This is a genomic window from Methylobacterium gregans (assembly GCF_022179245.1).
Lineage (GTDB): Bacteria > Pseudomonadota > Alphaproteobacteria > Rhizobiales > Beijerinckiaceae > Methylobacterium > Methylobacterium gregans.
Map to the genome: position 1 here is coordinate 1 of NZ_BPQM01000184.1, position 15,567 is coordinate 15,567.

Here is a 15,567-nt window from a genome sequence, read left to right on the forward strand (position 1 = left end):
CGGGTGCGCGACATGGCGGATTTCAACCGCCATGTCGCGCACCCGCAGCTTCAGGAAGTAGTCGAAATCCCCCGCCACGAGGTGACAGTCGAGGAGCGCGGGCATCGCCTTGGCGGCCGCCTCGAAGGCCGCGAAGCTCTCGGGCGTCGAGCGGTCGAGCACAACCCCGACGATGACCAGGGCACCGAGCCCCACCGTCTCGGGCGCGACCTGGGCCCGCACCCCGCGGACATAGCCCTCCGCGAACAAGCGCTGCGTGCGCCGGTGGCAGGTCGCCGCGCTGGTGTTCACGCGCTTGGCGATCTCGGCGTTGCCCATGCGCCCGTCCGCCTGGAGCAGGCGGAGGATCTTCAGGTCGGTCCGGTCGAGAGCGCTCACGGAAGGTTCTTTCGTTCTTGGTCCGGTAACCGGACGAACATACCGCAGATCTGCTCTCTTGCCTTGCGAAAACACATCGAAGCGAGCGATTTCGAGAGCACCTTTCGCGCCTATCTTGCTAGCTTGACCGGGTTGAGCAATGCCGAGGCCGAGCCATGCTGTCCAAGTTCGAGCGCTATCCCCTCACCTTCGGGCCGAGCCCGATCGAGCCGCTGAAGCGCCTCAGCGCGCATCTCGGCGGCGACGTGGAGATCTGGGCCAAGCGCGAGGACTGCAATTCGGGCCTCGCCTACGGCGGCAACAAGCTGCGCAAGCTCGAATACATCGTGCCGGACGCGATCAACAGCGGGGCCGACACGCTCGTGTCCATCGGCGGCGTGCAGTCCAACCACACCCGCATGGTCGCCGCGGTGGCGGCCAAGATCGGCATGAAGTGCCGGCTGATCCAGGAGGCCTGGGTTCCGCACGAGGACGCCGTCTACGATCGTGTCGGGAACATCCTGCTCTCGCGCATCATGGGCGCGCAGACGCAGCTCGTGGACGACGGCTTCGACATCGGCATCCGCGACAGCTGGAAGCGGGCGCTCGCCGAGGTCGAAGCCGAGGGCGGCAAGCCCTACGCGATCCCGGCCGGCGCCTCGGTGCACAAGTACGGCGGCCTCGGCTTCGTCGGCTTCGCCGAGGAAGTTCGGGCGCAGGAGGCCGAGCTGGGCCTGCGGTTCGACTACATCGTGGTCTGCACCGTCACGGGCTCGACCCATGCGGGCATGGCGGTGGGCTTCTCGGCCGATGGCCGGGCCCGCAACGTCATCGGTATCGACGCCTCATGCACGCCCGCCCAGACCAAGGCCCAGGTGCTCGACATCGCGCAGAAAACCGCCGCTCTCGTCGGAGCCGGGAAGATCACGGCCGACGACATCGTGCTCAACGAGGATTACGCCTACCCGGTCTACGGGGTGCCCTCGAAGGAGACCGTCGAGGCGATCCGCCTGTCGGCCCGCCTCGAGGGCATGATCACGGATCCGGTCTATGAGGGGAAGTCGATGCAGGGCATGGTCGATCTCATCCGGAAGGGCTTCTTCCCGAAGGGCTCACGGGTACTCTACGCCCATCTGGGCGGCGCCCCGGCGCTCAACGGCTACAGCTACACCTTCCGCAACGGCTGAGCGCCTCAGCCACCGACCAGTCGGATCAGCAGCAGCGAGACCACCGCGCCCGCGGTCGCGAGGCCGAGCAGCGTGACGCTGGAGACCTGATCCACGTCGTTGACGTCCTCACCTACCCGGTGGGCGGGGGCGTTGGCCGCGGTCCGGCCGTACTCGGTCTGCTGCATGGGTTTCCTCCGTCTGAGGTCGGGAAACGCGCCGGGACCGGTTCCGTTCACGGCGCGGAGATCAGTCCGCGCGGTCCTGCAGTACCGCGCGGCAGCCGGTCGGCCGCGAAGTTCAGAAGTTCGCCTGGGTGACGAACTTGGTAACCAGATAGGCCTCCAGCGCCTCCGGGCCCCCCTCACTGCCGTAGCCCGAATCCTTCACGCCGCCGAACGGCGTCTCCGGCAGCGCCAGACCGTGGTGGTTGATCGAGATCATGCCGCTCTCGACGCCTTGCTGCACCCGGGTCGCCCGCTCGGTAGAGCGCGTGTAGGCGTAGGCCGCGAGCCCGAAGGGCAGGCGGTTGGCCTCCTCCAGCGCGTCGTCGTCGTGGGCGAAGCGCTGGATCGCGGCGATCGGCCCGAACGGCTCCTCGTTCATGATGCGCGCCGAGAGCGGTACCTCGGTGAAGACCGTCGGTTCGAAGAAGTTGCCGCGGTTGCCGATGCGCTTGCCGCCGGTGCGCAGGCTCGCGCCCTGGGCCGTCGCGTCCGCGGTGAGCGCCTCCATGGCCTCGAGCCGGCGGCCGTGGATCAGCGGACCCATCCGGGTGTCCGGCTCCAGCCCGTCGCCGACCTTGATGCCCTGCGCGAAGGCGGTGAAGCCGTCCACGAAGCGCTCGAAGACCGAGTCGTGGACGAGGAAGCGGGTCGGCGAGACGCAGACTTGGCCGGCATTGCGGAACTTCGAGGCGGCCAGCACCGCCACGGCCCGGTCCAGGTCGGCGTCGGCGAAGACGATCGCGGGCGCGTGGCCGCCGAGCTCCATCGTTGCCCGCTTCATGTGGCGCCCGGCGAGCGAGGCGAGTTCCTTGCCGACCGCGGTCGAGCCGGTGAACGAGATCTTGCGGATCACCGGGTGCGGGATGAGGTAGCCCGAGATGGCAGCCGGGTCCCCGTAGACCAGGCCGAGCACGTCGCCCGGGACGCCGGCATCGAGGAAGGCCCGGATCAGGGCGGCGCAGGAGGCCGGCGTGTCCTCCGGTCCCTTCAGCACCACCGAGCAGCCGGTGCAGAGCGCCGCCGAGACCTTGCGCACCGCTTGGTTGATCGGGAAGTTCCAGGGCGTGAAGCAGGCGACGGGGCCGACGGGCTCGCGCAGCGCGATCTGCAGCACGCCGTCGGCACGGGCCGGGATCACCCGGCCGTAGGCGCGCTTACCCTCCTCGGCGAACCAGTCGACGATGTCGGCAGCCGCCATAACCTCGATGCGGGATTCGGCGAGCGGCTTGCCCTGCTCCAGGGTCATCACCCGGGCGATCGTGTCGGCCCGCTCGCGCAGCAGGTCGGCTGCCCGTCGCATCACCTTCGCGCGCTCGAACGGCGCCACCTTCCGCCAGGCCGTGAAGCCGCGGGACGCGGCCTCGAGCGCCCGGTCGAGGTCGCGCTCGGTCGCTGCCGCGCACCGGCCGATGGTCTCGCCGGTGGCCGGGTTGAGGACGGTAAGCGTCTGTCCCTCGGCGCCCGGACCCCAGGTGCCCGCGATGTGGAGTTCGGTATCCGGATACATGAGGCCCGCTACGCTCCCTGGCATGCCGGCCGCGCGGCCGGCGCGAGAGGTGTCGGGCAGACGCGGCGCGCGGGCAAGCGGGTCCGCTTCATGGCTCCGCCGCGGCTGGATCAGGCCGCGACGCGCGCCCGCGCCGCCGGCGCGCCCTGCTCCTGACCCCGGACCGTCACCGGGCCGCCGCGGCGGGCCAGCAGGGTCCCGCCCTTCGGCACCACGGTCCAGCCCTCGCGGCAGCCGTCGATCGGCTCCGAGACCACCACGAGCCCGGTCTCGGTCTCGCGGTAGTACAGGCTCGGCGGCCGCCCGTCGCAGGCCCAGCGATAGGCCGTGAGGGTCTCGCCGTCCGTGAGGAGCGCGGTGAAGCGCAGGGGCTCGCAGACGCCCGCCGCCTGCATCAGGCCGCGCACCTGGGCCAGCGTCTCGGCCATCGCGCCGACCGGGTCGTCGGCGAGCCCGTTGGCGAGGGCCAGCAGGAAGAGCGCCTCGGAATCCGTGCTGCCGCGGCGGCGATCGTAGAGCTCGTCCGGGATCAGCGCTTCCAGGCGCCGCTTGATCCGGTGGTAGCCGCCGATCTGGCCGTTGTGCATGAACAGGTAGGGGCCGTGCGCGAAGGGATGGCAGTTCGCCCGCGTCGTCGCGGTGCCGGTCGCGGCGCGCACATGGGCGAAGAAGGTCCGTGCGCGCACCTGGCCGCAGAGGTTCACGAGGTTCTCGTCCGACCAGGCCGGGGAGATGTCCCGGTAGACGCCCGGCTCCGGGCGCTCGCCGTACCAGCCGATGCCGAAACCATCGCCGTTGGTCTCGGTTTTCCCCTCGTCGGCGTGCAGCGACTGATGCACCAGGGAATGCGCGGGCGCGCAGACCAGCTCGGAGAGGAAGACCGGCTCACCGCTGTAGGCGAGAAAGCGGCACATGGCTGACGCACACCTCATGTTCGCGCGAGCCGCCACAGAGCACGCCGTTTGCGCCCACCGCGTGATGCGGATGCGGCGCAATCGGGACGCCCATTCGGCCCGCAGGTCCGGTCCCATCCCGTCCGACAGGCAAGGCGCGTACCGTTCGGGCGACACCTGTCGGGGAACCATCATGTACAGGCCGACAGGGTGAACAGGTTCTTAACGGGGCGCAACAGCTACCGGGCTGATGCGTTGCCGGCACAGGGGGCTGCCCGGCGGCCACGAAGCAGAGCACGCGTCAATCCTGCCGCGGGCGCATCGGCCGACGCCCGACTCTTGTTCCTGCGTTCCAGGCGGCGCACCATCGCCGAAGCGGGGAATCAGCGGCCCAGCAACGAGGCCGTGCCGTGGAGGCATCAGACCGGCTTCTCACAGATCGAAGGAGACCCCATGGGTCAAGCACTCCCAGACTGTCCCGTCGCCCTCGTGGTGGAGGACGACGATGCGGTCCGTAACCTCGCAGCCGCTGTTCTGGAGGAGACCGATCTCGAAGTCATCGCGTGCGCGAGTGCGGAGGACGCGATCTCCGTGCTGGAGAGCAGGAACGTCAACGTCGCCCTGCTCTTTGCCGATATCCGCCTGCCGGGCCCGATGGACGGCCTCTCGCTCGCGCGCACGGTCGAGGACCGCTGGCCGGATGTGCGTGTCGTCGTGACGTCGGGCGAGGATGCGCGCGGGGATGCGCGCCTGCCCAAGGAGGCGGTGTTCATGCGCAAGCCCTGGCGGGCCCTCGACGTGCTGGTCCAGGCCGAGCACGCCACGCTCGCAGCCCGCGCGGCCTGAGACCCGCAGGGGCGGTCCGCTCCGGCTGAGCATCACCGCGCCGTCATCCCGGGTGCCGCCGACGCGGCCCCGGGATGACGGCGCTGTCGCGGGACGCGCCGCCCGGCCGGACGGCGGGTCCTTGCGTGTCTCAGGCTGCCGCCTGGGACATCGACAGCGACTCCTTCTTGATCAGCTCGCGGTAGAACCCGTCGAGATGCGTCAGCTTCTCGGGCGAGCCGTCCTGGATGATCCGGCCGCCTTCCAGCACGACGATCCGGTCGAAATCCTTCAGCGTCGACAGGCGGTGGGCGATCGCGATCACGGTGCGGCCCTCCATCAGGTTGGCGAGCGCGTGGCGGATCGCTTCCTCCGACTCGGCGTCGAGCGCCGAGGTCGCCTCATCGAGGAGCAGGATCGGCGAGTTCTTCAGGATGGCGCGGGCGATGGCGATGCGCTGGCGCTGGCCGCCCGAGAGCTTCACGCCGCGGTCGCCCACGATCGTGTCGAAGCCCTCCGGCAGCGCCTTGATGAAATCGGTGCAGTGCGCGGCCTCGGCCGCCTTCCAGACCTCATCGTCGGTGGCGTCGGGCCGGCCGTAACGGATGTTCTCGCGCAGGGAGCGGTGGAACATCGACACGTCCTGCGGCACCACTGTGATCGCCTCGCGCAGCGATTCCTGCGTGACGCGGTCGATGTTCTGATCGTTGATCAGGATCTGGCCGCCCTTCACGTCGTAGAAGCGCTGAATCAGCGAGAACAGGGTCGACTTGCCGCCCCCCGACTTGCCGACGAGGCCGACCTTCTGGCCAGGCTCGATCGCGAGGTCGAAGTCGGTGAAGACCGAGCGGCCGTCCGGATAGTCGAAGGCGACGTGGTTGAAGGTGATCCGGGCGCCCTGGCCGGTGAGCGCCTTCGCCTCCGGGTGGTCGACGAGGTCGTGGGGCTGCAGCAGGGTGTGCAGGGCCTCGGACAGGCGCGCGGTGTGCTGGGTCGCGTCGACCAGCGCCACCGCGAGATCGCGCGTCGCCGCCAGGATGCGGATGCCGAGCGTGCAGACCAGCACGACCTGACCGTTCGTGGCCTGGCCGACCTGCCACATCGAGATTGCCCAGTAGAGCAGGCCGAAGATCGCCAGCACGGTGAGCACCGCGTGCACGATGCGCAGCTTTTCGAGATAGAGCAGCGAGGAGCGCCGGGCGCTCATCTCGGTCTTGATCGTACCCTCGAAGCGGATGCCCTCGCGCTTGAAGGCCGAGAAGGCCCGCACCAGCGGCATGTTGCCGACGAGATCGACCATCTCGCCGTCCACGCTCGCCGCCTTGGCGGCGAAGTCGTGGTGAAGCGGCTTGCCGGCCGAGGCCATCTTGAACATCAGCACGACGACCGAGGCGAAGACCGTCGCGAGCACGGCCGCCATCGTGACGTTGACGGTGCTGATGTAGATGAGCGAGCCCACGGCCGCGACGCAGGGCGGCATCACGTTGAACACGAACATGTTCTCGACCGTGAAGATCGCGTTCGAGGTCGCCGTGATGCGCGAGGCGAGCGTGCCCGGCTGCCGATCGGAGAAGAAGGTCGGCGAGTGTCCGGTCATGTGCCGGAACAGGTCGCGGCGGATATCGCCGGTCACGCCCACGAAGGTGAAGGCGCCCACCAGCGCGGCCACGCGCCAGAGCAGGTTGTCGGCGGCGATGAAGGCGATGAGGACGGCGAGTGCCCCCCAGACGAGGTTGGCCTCAGGGCCCTTGCCCAGGGCGTCCACGACGCCCTTCAGGGCATAGTCGGTGCTGACCGAGAAGCCGACGGCGCCCAGCACCGAGATGAGGATCACCAGATGCGGCAGCCAGCGGCGCCGGAGGTAACGCCCCACGAAGGTGAACGGCCTGTCGGCGTATTGGCAGAGGTCTTCCATCGCGATGAGATCTCGATTTCAAACGACGCGTATGCGCGGCGGACAGGGTGTTGGGGCCGGACAATCGCGGGCACGGGCGGGCCGACACGCGGCGGCAACGCGACAGCGTCACCATATGTTGCACGCGGCCCCGGCGATCAGGCCCCCCTACCCCGTTTTACCCCCGGAATCTGAACGTCGCTTGACCGATATGCGATTCCGGTGCCGCGCTCAGGCGGTTTCCGGCTCGCGCCCGGCCTCGGACACGCGCGTCTCGGGCATGGCGAGCGCGACGAGCAGGAAGGCGGCGAGCCCCACCACGGCAAGACCCAGAAAGGCCGCATGGCTGCCGAGCCGGTCGGCCATGATGCCCGCCAGCGAGGTCGAGAGCGCCGCGCCGATGCCCATGGCGGTGCCGACCGCGCCGAGCGCGAGGTTGAAGCGGCCGCTGCCGCGGGTGAGGTCGGAGACGACGAGCGGCACCATCACGCCGAGCACCGAGGCCGAGACGCCGTCGAGGATCTGGATCGCGACGAGCAGGTAGGGATCGGTGGTGTAGGCGAAGAGGAGGCCGCGCAGCGGCAGCGCCGCGAAGCCGACGAGCAGGACGGGATAGCGCCCGTAGCGCTCTGCGGCGCGCCCGACGGCCGGCGCGCAGACGGCCAGCACGGCCTGCGGGACCATGATGCAGGCGGCGACCAGCGCCGTCGCGGTCTCGCTGGCGCGCAGGGTCAGAGCGCTTCCGACCAGCGGCAGCATCGCGGCGTTGGCCAGGAAGAACAGGGTCATGCAGGCGGCAAACGCCAGGAGCCCCCGGTTGGTGAGCAGCGTGCGCAGCGCTCCGCTCTCGCTCGCTGGTGCGGCCGCACCTTGCATGCGCACGTTCGCGTCGATCTCGTCGGCGCGGATGAACGAGAGCGCGATGACGGTCGGCAGCACGAGGGCGGCCGTGAGGTAGAACACCGCGCCGTTCGACAGGTAGTAGCCGCAGGCGCCCATCACGGCCGCCGCGCAGGCATTGCCCATCGCCTGGAAGCTGGCGTTGCGGCCGAGGCGCTCGCCCGCGCGGGCATGGCCGACGAGGCCGATGCTGATCGCCGCGATGGCGGGCGTCAGGATGCAGCTCGCCGCCGAGTGCGCCGCCATCGCGAGGAGCACGATGAGGAAGCTCGGCCAGACGACGAGTGCCAGCGCGCTTGCCGAGATGGCCACCACCGAGACCCCCGCGGCGAAGCGTTTGGAGCGCACCGCATCCACGAAGGCGCCGCCGGGCACCTGCCCGAGCAGGCTCACGAGGCTGCCGACCGTGAGGGCGAAGCCGATATCGGACTGCGTCCACTGCGCCTGCGAGAAATAGACCGCGAGGAACGGGCCGAAGCCGGTCTGAAGGTTGGCGACGAAGAACGCGAAGGCGTCGAGGCCGCGCCGGCTGCCGCGGGACACCGTGCCGGCCGCCAGGGGCCCTGGCATCGCGGGCAGCACGGGCTCGGCCGCGGCGTCCTTGAGGCGGACCGGCCGCGTCCGGACCTCGTGGCGCGGCAGCTCACGCTCGCGGTGGGGGATCACCCGCCTGTTCTTCGTGCGGGCCGCCGTCACTTATCCGGGGCCTTCTCCGGCGCGGCCGGCGTCTGGGCTGGTGATACCTGCGGGGCGGGGGCCGGAGCCGGAGCCTGGGCCGGTGCGGGCTGCGCGGCGGCCGAGGATTGGGCGGCCTGCTCGCCCTCGGGCGCGGCGGGGCTCGCGGGGCCGAGCACCACGATCGGCTCGCCGGCCTTGTACTCGGGCGAGACACGGACTTGGTTACGGCTGAGCTGAAGCGAGATGCGGCCGGGCTTCCCATCGGTGTTGAAGCGCAGCGCCCGCCAATCCACGGCGATCTTGCGCGAGCCGACACCGAGGAAACCGCCGAAATCGATGATCGCGGCGCGAGGGCGCCCGTCCTTGTCGATGACCACGTCGATGATGCGGCCGAACTCGTCGCCGTTGGCGCCGCGCACGCCCTTGCCGAGCAGGCTCTCGTAGTCCTGCGTGTCGAGCACGGTGGCGGGCGTGCCCTGCTGCTGTGCCGGCGCCTGAGCGGCGGGCGGAGGTGGGGGGGGCGGCGGGCTCTGCACCGCGGGCGAAGCCGAAGGCGTAGCGACGGACGGTGTCGCGACGGATGGTGTCGCGACCGGAGGCGGTGCGGGCTGCGCGGCCGGCGCCTCCGCGCCCGGAGGCGTCTGAGCCACGGCGGCGACCGCCCACAGGGTGATCGTGGTGGTCGCGATCAACCGATCGAGTCTGAACACGCGGGGGCCTCGGATTCTTGGGGTCGTTCGGAAACGTGAAGGCGTTCGAACAGTTGGCATCGTTCGGGTTGCCGGCACAACCGCGGCCGTTCCGGCGGGTTCCGCTCCACCCGAGGGTCGATCTGCAGGGTGACCAAGGCGAAGTTATGGACCGACCGGTTCCCGGCCGCGGGCGGGATGGGGCCCGCCGCGACCGCGGCGCAAGATCCGGGCCCGGCTGCAACGCCGAGCATCAAAATGCGTCGGACGGTGGCGACAGATGTCCCGGAATGTCTTGGTTTTCGCGCAATCTCGGTCATAGACAGGCCGACGCAATGATGCGAGCCGCGACGACCTCAGCGCGGTCGTGATCCCGAGGATCTGCCATGTCACCGTCGCTCGTCTCTCCGGCGCAGCCGTCCCGTCTCACGCCGATGCGTGCCGCGCTGCTGGCGGCCTGCCTCGCGGCACTCGGCGGGTGTCAGGCGCTCAGCGGCAGCGGCGGCGTGATGCCGGCCGGCGATGTGGGGCCGCCGCCCTCGCTCCGCAGCAGCCTGCCGAACCGTCCGGTGCGCAGCGCCAACGTCGACGACGACGGCCGCCCGCTCCAGACCGCGCCGACCCGCTCGCTCGACCTGCCCAGGAACGGCCGCAGCGAGGCGCGCGCCTCCGCGCAGGCGGAGCGGCGCATCCGTCGCGAGGACATCGAGGGCGGCAACGCGGCGGGCGGTTCCGGCGGCAGCACGCTCGGGCCCGCCCTGACGCCCGGAGGCGGCATGGGCGTCGGCGGCCGTTTCTGAGGCGGCCGCACCGCTCCGGCGGCGGCCGGCCATTGCCGGTGGACAGCCGCCGGAACCGGCCGCGGAGCCGGTTCCGCAACCCTTGCCTCCGCCGCGAGCCCTCTTGTAGGGTTCGATCGTCGACGGAGGCCACCGGCCCTCGCCGACCATGACCACCGGCGTGCGTAGAGGTTTTCCGCACCGGTTCCGCAGGCTCGCGACGGGCCCCTGCGAACCGGGCTAGGCGGCCCTTCGCGCGCTCACCCATGCCGACCGTCCCCGAGGGCGGCGTGCATGTGCGCAGGGTTGGGAGGGGGACGATGGAAGCGGGCCTGAGCTGGACCGACGAGCGCGTGGCGCTTCTTCGCCGTCTGTGGGAAGACGGACAAAGCGCGAGCAAGATCGCGGCGCAGCTCGGCGGCGTTACCCGCAATGCCGTGATCGGCAAGGTGCATCGCCTCGGCCTCGCCGGGCGGGCCAAGCCCGGCGAGGAGTCGCAGAGCGTCGCCCGCGTGGCCCGCGCGCCCGTCGCCGAGATCGAGACCGCGATCGCCGTGGTCGAGACCGAGGCGCCCGAGCCGGTCGCCATCGTCTCGCATCGCCCCGTCCCCGACTTCCCGCTGCCGCTGGCCCCCGCCGCCGCTGCGCCGACGCCCCTCGCCGTCTCGCAGCGCGTGACGATCATGGACCTGCGCGAATCGATGTGTCGCTGGCCGCTCGGTGACCCGACGACGCCCGATTTCCGCTTCTGCGGCGCCCGCTCGATCACCGGCCTGCCCTACTGCACCCACCACGCCGAGATCGCCTATCAGCCTGCCGCCGAGCGCAAGCGCGAGCGCCGGGTCGCGGGCTTCCGCTGAGGCGCACCGGGCTCCGACCGAGCGGGGCTTCCGTACACGCCCCGACCGCTCGCCCGGGTGCGTCATGACAGACCTTCGGACCCGCTGACTGGCGCGTCCGACGTGCGTCCCGGTCGGGACGCCCCGTTCGCGGGGATTGTCTGCCCGCCCGCCGGCCACACCTCTCGGTCTCCGGACAAGGAGACCCCGATGGCACAACCGGATCACCCCGATCCTGCGTCCGACCCGTCGCTGCTCGGACACCCCCATATCCGCGTGGACGGGCTCGATAAGGTCAGGGGCGGTGCGCTCTACGCCTCGGATCGCCGCTTTCCGAACCGCGCGCACGCGGCACTGGTGACCAGCGCGATCCCGCGGGGGCGCGTCTCCGGGATCGCAACCGAAGCGGCCACCGCGCTTTCCGGGGTTCTCGGCATCTTCACGCACAGGGATTTCGCCGGCGCGATCCAGCCCGTGAAGCACCTGATGGCCGGCGGCTACGCCAACAGCTCGCACCTGCCTCTGGGTTCGGACCGGATCGCCCATGCGGGCCAGATCGTGGCGCTCGTCGTGGCGGAAACGGTCGAGACCGCGCAGGCCGCGGCGGCGCGCGTCGAGGTCCGCTACGAGCCGGAGGCTTATGCGGCGACCCTCGACGCACCCGGTGCCGAGCCCGTCCGCCTCGCCGATCTCAAGGAGAAGCACCGCGACCCGCGCCGGGGCGACGCCGACGCGGCGCTCTTCGCCGCGCCTCACCGGGTCTCGGCGCTCTACCGGACGCCCGTGCAGCACCACAACCCGATGGAGCTGTTCACCACCACTTGCCTCTGGGAGGGCGAGCGCCTCACCGTGCACGAGCCGACCCGCTATGTCGGCGCCCTGCAGCACGGGCTCGCCGAACAGCTCGGGCTCGACGCCCGCAACGTGCGGGTGGTCTCCGGGCCGATCGGCGGGCATTTCGGCGCGAAGCTCGCGCTCTCGCAGCACACGGCGCTGGTCGCGCTCGCCGCTCGTCGCCTCGGCCGCCCCGTCTCCCTGGTGCCGACCCGCCGGCAATGCTTCACCATCGCCAACTACCGGCCCGAGACGCGCCACGAGATCCATCTCGGCGCGGACCGGGCGGGCCGCTTCACCGCTCTCGTGCATGAGGCCGACATGGCCGCCTCGCGCTTCGATCCCTTCGCCATGGAGGGAACGGACGTCACCGCGAGCCTCTACGCCTGTCCGGCGATCCGCACGGAGGAGCGGGCGGTGCGCCTCGACCGCAACACGCCCGGGCCGATGCGGGCGCCGCCGGAGGTGCCCTACCTGTTCGCGCTGGAGAGCGCGGTGGACGAGATGGCCGGTCTGCTGGGGCTCGACCCGATCGAGCTGCGGCGGCGCAACGACACCGACACGGATCCGGTCTCGGGCAAGCCCTTCACCACGCGTCCGCTGCTCCGCTGCTTCGAAGCCGGCGCGGAGGCCTTCGACTGGGGGCGCCGCCGCGCTGGGCCGGAGCGGGACGGCCCCTGGCGCGTCGGGCTCGGCTGCGCGTCCGCGGTGCGCCCGGTGAAGATCTCGCCCGCCGCCATGCGTGTGGCGATCGCCCCGGACGGGGCGGTGGCGGTCGAGACCGCGCACCACGAGATCGGCAACGGCGTCACGACGCTCCTCGCCATGGGCGCCGCCGACTGGCTCGGCGTGCCGGTCGCGTCGGTGACGGTCCGTCTCGGCGACACCGACCTTCCGCCGGCCGGCCTCTCGGGCGGGTCCTCCACCACGACGAGCCTGATGAACGCGCTCGATCAGGCCTGCCGCGGCCTGCGCGAACGCCTCGCGGCGGCTGCTGCGGCGGAGGGCGGGGTGCTGGCCGGCTGCGACCCTGCCGGCGTCCGGCTCGCGGGCGGGGCCCTCTCCGCCCCGGACGGCCGCGCCGTCGCGCTCGGCCGAGCGGTCGCCGGCGTCAACCCGGCCGGCATCGAGACGGTCGCGGAGTTCCTGCCGGACGGCGTCGGCCCGGAGAGCCTCGCTGCAGTGAAGGCCGGGCACATCGCGCTCAGCGCGGGCGGGGCCGCCCTGTCCTGGGCCTTCGGCGCGCAGTTCGCGGAGGTGCGCGTCCACGAGGAAACGGGGGAGATCCGCGTGGCGCGCCTGACCGGAGCCTTCGCGGCGGGCCGGGTGCTCAATCCCCTGACCGCGCGGAGCCAGCTCACCGGCGGCATGATCTGGGGCCTGGGCTCGGCCCTGCTGGAAGAGACGGTGGTGGACCGCGGCACCTATCCGAACGCGGATCTCTCCGAGTACCTCGTCGCCACGGCCGCGGACGCGCCCCCCGTGATCGAGGCGATCCTCGTGCGGGACGACGACGCGGGCGTGAATGCGCTGGGCATCAAGGGGCTGGGCGAGCTCGGCATCATCGGCGTCAACGCGGCCATCGCCAACGCCCTGCACCACGCCACCGGCCGCCGCCTGCGCCGCCTGCCGATCCGCTGCGAGGATCTGCTCTGAGCCGCAAGCCTCGGCCACGGACCGTGTCATGGCCCTGGATCCGCGGAGACCGCGCCTATCTAGAGGGTGCGGCAAAGTGGCTGCCGCGGTGTTGAGGATGCGTGGAATGCCGTCGATCCAGGGTGCCATCGGACCGACCTCCGTAGCGGCGCGGCTCGCGAGCGCGCTCGCGATGCTCGTGCTGGCGCTCGGTCTCTCCGGCTGCGGGGCCATCAACCGCGTGCCGACCCTGGAGGAGCAGGCCAAGGCCTCCTGGAGCGAGGTGCAGAACCAGTATCAGCGCCGCTCAGACCTGATCCCGAACCTCGTGGAGACGGTGAAGGGCTACGCCCAACAGGAGAAGGACGTGCTGACCGGCGTCACCGAGGCCCGCGCCAAGGCCTCCAGCGTCAAGGTTGACGCCGCGTCGGTGAGCGACCCGCAGAAGCTCAAGGAGTTCCAGGACGCGCAGAACCAGCTCTCCGGCGCGCTCGGCCGCCTGCTCGTCACCGTGGAGCGCTATCCCGACCTCAAGTCGAACCAGAACTTCCTGGCGCTCCAGTCCCAGCTGGAGGGTACGGAGAACCGCATCGCTGTGGCGCGGCGCGACTACAACGGCGCGGTCCAGGCGTACAACACCGAGATCCGCACGATCCCCGGCCGCTGGATCGCAAGCGTCTTCTATCCCGAGGCGAAGCCGATGGAGACCTTTACGGCGACGCCCAACGCCGACCGGCCGCCGAACGTGAAGTTCTAGGTCGTTTCCCGGCGTGACATACGCTTCGCGCCGCACGGGCGGATGGCTCGCGCCCCTGCTCGGGCTCCTCGCCCTGGCGCTCGCCGCCCTGCCCGTTCGGGCGGCCGAGCTGACATTTCCCGAACTCACCGGCCGTGTGGTCGATGCCGCCCACGTCCTCCCGGAGGAGAGCCGCGCCGCGCTGGAGGCGCGCCTGAAAGCCTACGAGGAGAAGACCTCCGACCAGGTCGTCGTCGCGACGGTGCCGAGTCTGCAGGGCACGACGGTGGAGGATTTCGCCAACCGCCTCTTCCGGCACTGGAAGATCGGGCAGGCGAAGACGAATAACGGCGCGCTCCTGCTGGTCGCGCCGACCGAGCGGAAGGTCCGCATCGAGGTCGGATACGGGCTCGAAGGGGCGCTCACCGACGCGCTCTCCCGTGTCATCATCGCCAGCGCGATCACGCCGCGCTTCAAGCAGGGCGATTTCGCGGGCGGGATCTCGGCGGGCGTCGACGGCATCCTGTCGATCCTCTCGAAGGATTCCGAGGAGTGGCAGCGCCGGCCGGAGGTGCGCGAGGATCAGGTCGACCCAACCCAGGTCGTGCTCTTCGTCGTGCTGTTCCTCGTCATCCTGTTCGTGGTCTGGCGGACGAACCGGGGCGGCCGGCGCGGCGGGTTCGTGGTGCTGCCCGGTCCGGTCGGCGGCGGCTGGAGCGGGGGCACCTGGGGCGAGGGAGGATCGGGCGGGTTCGGCGGCGGGTTCTCCGGCGGGGGCGGCTCGTCGGGCGGCGGAGGAGCGTCCGGTGACTGGTGAGGCTCCCCTCTCGTCCGCAGCGCGGGCCCGCATCGCCGAGGCGGTCGCCCGCGCGGAGACCGGCACCGCGGGCGAGATCGTGGTGATGGTGAGCGCGCGCGCGGGACATTACCGCTCGGCCCCGCTCGCGGCGGCGCTCGTCGCCGGCCTCGTCCTGTCCTGGCTGCTGCTCTGGCTGACCCGGTGGAGTGCCGCCTCCATCCTGCTCGCGCAGGGCGCGCTCGCGGCATCCCTGCTCGCGGCCGGCCTGAGCGAGCGGTTCCGCCTCGCCCTGGTGCCGCGTCCGGTGCGGCGGGCGCGGGCGCGGGACGCCGCGGTACGGGCCTTCCATGCTCGCGGGCTCACCCGCACGCGCGCACGGACGGGCCTCCTCCTCTACGTGGCGCTGGCGGAGCACCACGCCGAGATCGTGGCCGATGCGGGCATCGTCGCCCGCGTCGGCTCGGACTCCTGGTGCGGGACGCTCTCCGAATTGACGGCGGCGCTCGCCCGCGGCGAGACCGAGGCGGCCCTGACCGGCGCGGTCGAGCGCCTCGGCGCCTGCCTCGCCGAACACGTGCCGGCTGGCCCCGACGTCCGGGACGAGTTGCCGAACCGCGTCATCGTCGAGGTCTGAAGCCCGCGGCGCCTCCGCGGACCCGGATCCCGGCTACGCCGCCGCCTTCGCGACGGCGTCGACGACCTCGTCGACCACCGCGTTGACGAGCGCGCGGTCGTCGCCCTCCGCCATGACGCGGATCACCGGCTCGGTGCCGGAGGGCCGGATCACGAGGCGGCCGGCATTGCCGAGC

Annotated in this window: 15 protein-coding genes and 1 pseudogene; 8 read left to right on the forward strand and 8 right to left on the reverse strand. The window is 71.3% G+C overall.

What is annotated here, in order from left to right; all coding sequences use genetic code 11:
- A partial coding sequence (locus tag MFF54_RS26710) for an Lrp/AsnC family transcriptional regulator (RefSeq protein WP_283206325.1) occupies window positions 1-378 on the reverse strand: 378 nt, incomplete at its 3' end.
- 155 nt (window positions 379-533) lie between these two features.
- Between MFF54_RS26710 and MFF54_RS26715 the strand changes: the two genes are divergently transcribed.
- Window positions 534-1,544, forward strand: a complete 1,011-nt coding sequence (locus MFF54_RS26715) for a 1-aminocyclopropane-1-carboxylate deaminase (protein ID WP_238307218.1) — start codon at window positions 534-536, stop codon at window positions 1,542-1,544.
- Window positions 1,545-1,549: 5 nt separating this feature from the next.
- Here MFF54_RS26715 and MFF54_RS26720 read toward each other — a convergent pair whose 3' ends face one another.
- The 3 genes from MFF54_RS26720 to MFF54_RS26730 form a co-directional block, all read right to left on the reverse strand.
- Complete coding sequence (locus MFF54_RS26720; RefSeq protein ID WP_238307219.1) at window positions 1,550-1,711, reverse strand: hypothetical protein; 162 nt, start codon at window positions 1,709-1,711, stop codon at window positions 1,550-1,552.
- A 112-nt stretch (window positions 1,712-1,823) separates the two neighbouring features.
- Entirely contained in the window at window positions 1,824-3,257 is a 1,434-nt protein-coding gene (locus tag MFF54_RS26725) for an NAD-dependent succinate-semialdehyde dehydrogenase (protein WP_238307220.1), read from the reverse strand.
- A 110-nt stretch (window positions 3,258-3,367) separates the two neighbouring features.
- Window positions 3,368-4,171, reverse strand: coding sequence for a class II glutamine amidotransferase (locus tag MFF54_RS26730; RefSeq protein WP_238307221.1), 804 nt, complete (start codon window positions 4,169-4,171; stop codon window positions 3,368-3,370).
- Window positions 4,172-4,603: 432 nt separating this feature from the next.
- Between MFF54_RS26730 and MFF54_RS26735 the strand changes: the two genes are divergently transcribed.
- Window positions 4,604-4,996 (forward strand): response regulator, encoded by a 393-nt coding sequence (locus tag MFF54_RS26735; protein ID WP_238307222.1) that lies wholly within the window; start codon window positions 4,604-4,606, stop codon window positions 4,994-4,996.
- A 130-nt stretch (window positions 4,997-5,126) separates the two neighbouring features.
- On the opposite strand, the gene MFF54_RS26740 is transcribed toward MFF54_RS26735, so the two are convergent.
- From MFF54_RS26740 to MFF54_RS26750, 3 genes are all read right to left on the reverse strand, one after another.
- On the reverse strand, window positions 5,127-6,890 hold the full coding sequence (locus MFF54_RS26740) for an ABC transporter ATP-binding protein (RefSeq protein ID WP_238307223.1): 1,764 nt from the start codon (window positions 6,888-6,890) through the stop codon (window positions 5,127-5,129).
- 210 nt (window positions 6,891-7,100) lie between these two features.
- Window positions 7,101-8,465: an MFS transporter gene (locus MFF54_RS26745; protein WP_238307224.1), complete on the reverse strand. Its 1,365-nt coding sequence runs from the start codon at window positions 8,463-8,465 to the stop codon at window positions 7,101-7,103.
- The gene (locus tag MFF54_RS26750; RefSeq protein ID WP_238307225.1) at window positions 8,462-9,157 is read right to left on the reverse strand and encodes a PRC-barrel domain-containing protein; all 696 of its coding nucleotides are present in this window, start codon (window positions 9,155-9,157) and stop codon (window positions 8,462-8,464) included. The genes MFF54_RS26745 and MFF54_RS26750 overlap by 4 nt, the downstream gene beginning before the upstream one ends.
- A 365-nt stretch (window positions 9,158-9,522) precedes the next feature.
- On the opposite strand from MFF54_RS26750, the gene MFF54_RS26755 reads away from it, so the two are divergent.
- The 6 genes from MFF54_RS26755 to MFF54_RS26780 all read left to right on the forward strand — a co-directional run bounded on the left by MFF54_RS26755 (window position 9,523) and on the right by MFF54_RS26780 (window position 15,392).
- Window positions 9,523-9,936, forward strand: coding sequence for a hypothetical protein (locus MFF54_RS26755; protein WP_370880258.1), 414 nt, complete (start codon window positions 9,523-9,525; stop codon window positions 9,934-9,936).
- 299 nt (window positions 9,937-10,235) lie between these two features.
- The gene (locus MFF54_RS26760) at window positions 10,236-10,775 is read left to right on the forward strand and encodes a GcrA family cell cycle regulator (protein WP_238307226.1); all 540 of its coding nucleotides are present in this window, start codon (window positions 10,236-10,238) and stop codon (window positions 10,773-10,775) included.
- A 189-nt stretch (window positions 10,776-10,964) separates the two neighbouring features.
- Entirely contained in the window at window positions 10,965-13,244 is a 2,280-nt protein-coding gene (locus MFF54_RS26765) for a xanthine dehydrogenase family protein molybdopterin-binding subunit (RefSeq protein WP_238307227.1), read from the forward strand.
- A gap of 106 nt (window positions 13,245-13,350) precedes the next feature.
- Window positions 13,351-13,980, forward strand: coding sequence for a LemA family protein (locus tag MFF54_RS26770; protein ID WP_238307228.1), 630 nt, complete (start codon window positions 13,351-13,353; stop codon window positions 13,978-13,980).
- A gap of 13 nt (window positions 13,981-13,993) precedes the next feature.
- Window positions 13,994-14,776: a TPM domain-containing protein gene (locus MFF54_RS26775; protein ID WP_370880259.1), complete on the forward strand. Its 783-nt coding sequence runs from the start codon at window positions 13,994-13,996 to the stop codon at window positions 14,774-14,776.
- A complete protein-coding gene (locus MFF54_RS26780) occupies window positions 14,766-15,392 on the forward strand; it encodes a TPM domain-containing protein (RefSeq protein ID WP_238307229.1) in 627 nt (208 codons plus the stop codon). The genes MFF54_RS26775 and MFF54_RS26780 overlap by 11 nt, the downstream gene beginning before the upstream one ends.
- A 33-nt stretch (window positions 15,393-15,425) precedes the next feature.
- On the opposite strand, the pseudogene glmM reads toward MFF54_RS26780, so the two are convergent.
- Window positions 15,426-15,567, reverse strand: a pseudogene (gene glmM / locus MFF54_RS26785) (phosphoglucosamine mutase); the annotation flags it as partial.

What these genes read in the sequence shown, in the direction of transcription:
- MFF54_RS26715 (WP_238307218.1), top strand. Translation starts at nt 534, where the DNA reads ATGCTGTCCAAGTTCGAGCGCTATCCCCTCACCTTCGGGCCGAGCCCG.
- MFF54_RS26720 (WP_238307219.1), bottom strand. Translation starts at nt 1,711, where the DNA reads ATGCAGCAGACCGAGTACGGCCGGACCGCGGCCAACGCCCCCGCCCAC.
- MFF54_RS26725 (WP_238307220.1), bottom strand. Translation starts at nt 3,257, where the DNA reads ATGTATCCGGATACCGAACTCCACATCGCGGGCACCTGGGGTCCGGGC.
- MFF54_RS26730 (WP_238307221.1), bottom strand. Translation starts at nt 4,171, where the DNA reads ATGTGCCGCTTTCTCGCCTACAGCGGTGAGCCGGTCTTCCTCTCCGAG.
- MFF54_RS26735 (WP_238307222.1), top strand. Translation starts at nt 4,604, where the DNA reads ATGGGTCAAGCACTCCCAGACTGTCCCGTCGCCCTCGTGGTGGAGGAC.
- MFF54_RS26740 (WP_238307223.1), bottom strand. Translation starts at nt 6,890, where the DNA reads ATGGAAGACCTCTGCCAATACGCCGACAGGCCGTTCACCTTCGTGGGG.
- MFF54_RS26755 (WP_370880258.1), top strand. Translation starts at nt 9,523, where the DNA reads ATGTCACCGTCGCTCGTCTCTCCGGCGCAGCCGTCCCGTCTCACGCCG.
- MFF54_RS26760 (WP_238307226.1), top strand. Translation starts at nt 10,236, where the DNA reads ATGGAAGCGGGCCTGAGCTGGACCGACGAGCGCGTGGCGCTTCTTCGC.
- MFF54_RS26765 (WP_238307227.1), top strand. Translation starts at nt 10,965, where the DNA reads ATGGCACAACCGGATCACCCCGATCCTGCGTCCGACCCGTCGCTGCTC.
- MFF54_RS26770 (WP_238307228.1), top strand. Translation starts at nt 13,351, where the DNA reads ATGCCGTCGATCCAGGGTGCCATCGGACCGACCTCCGTAGCGGCGCGG.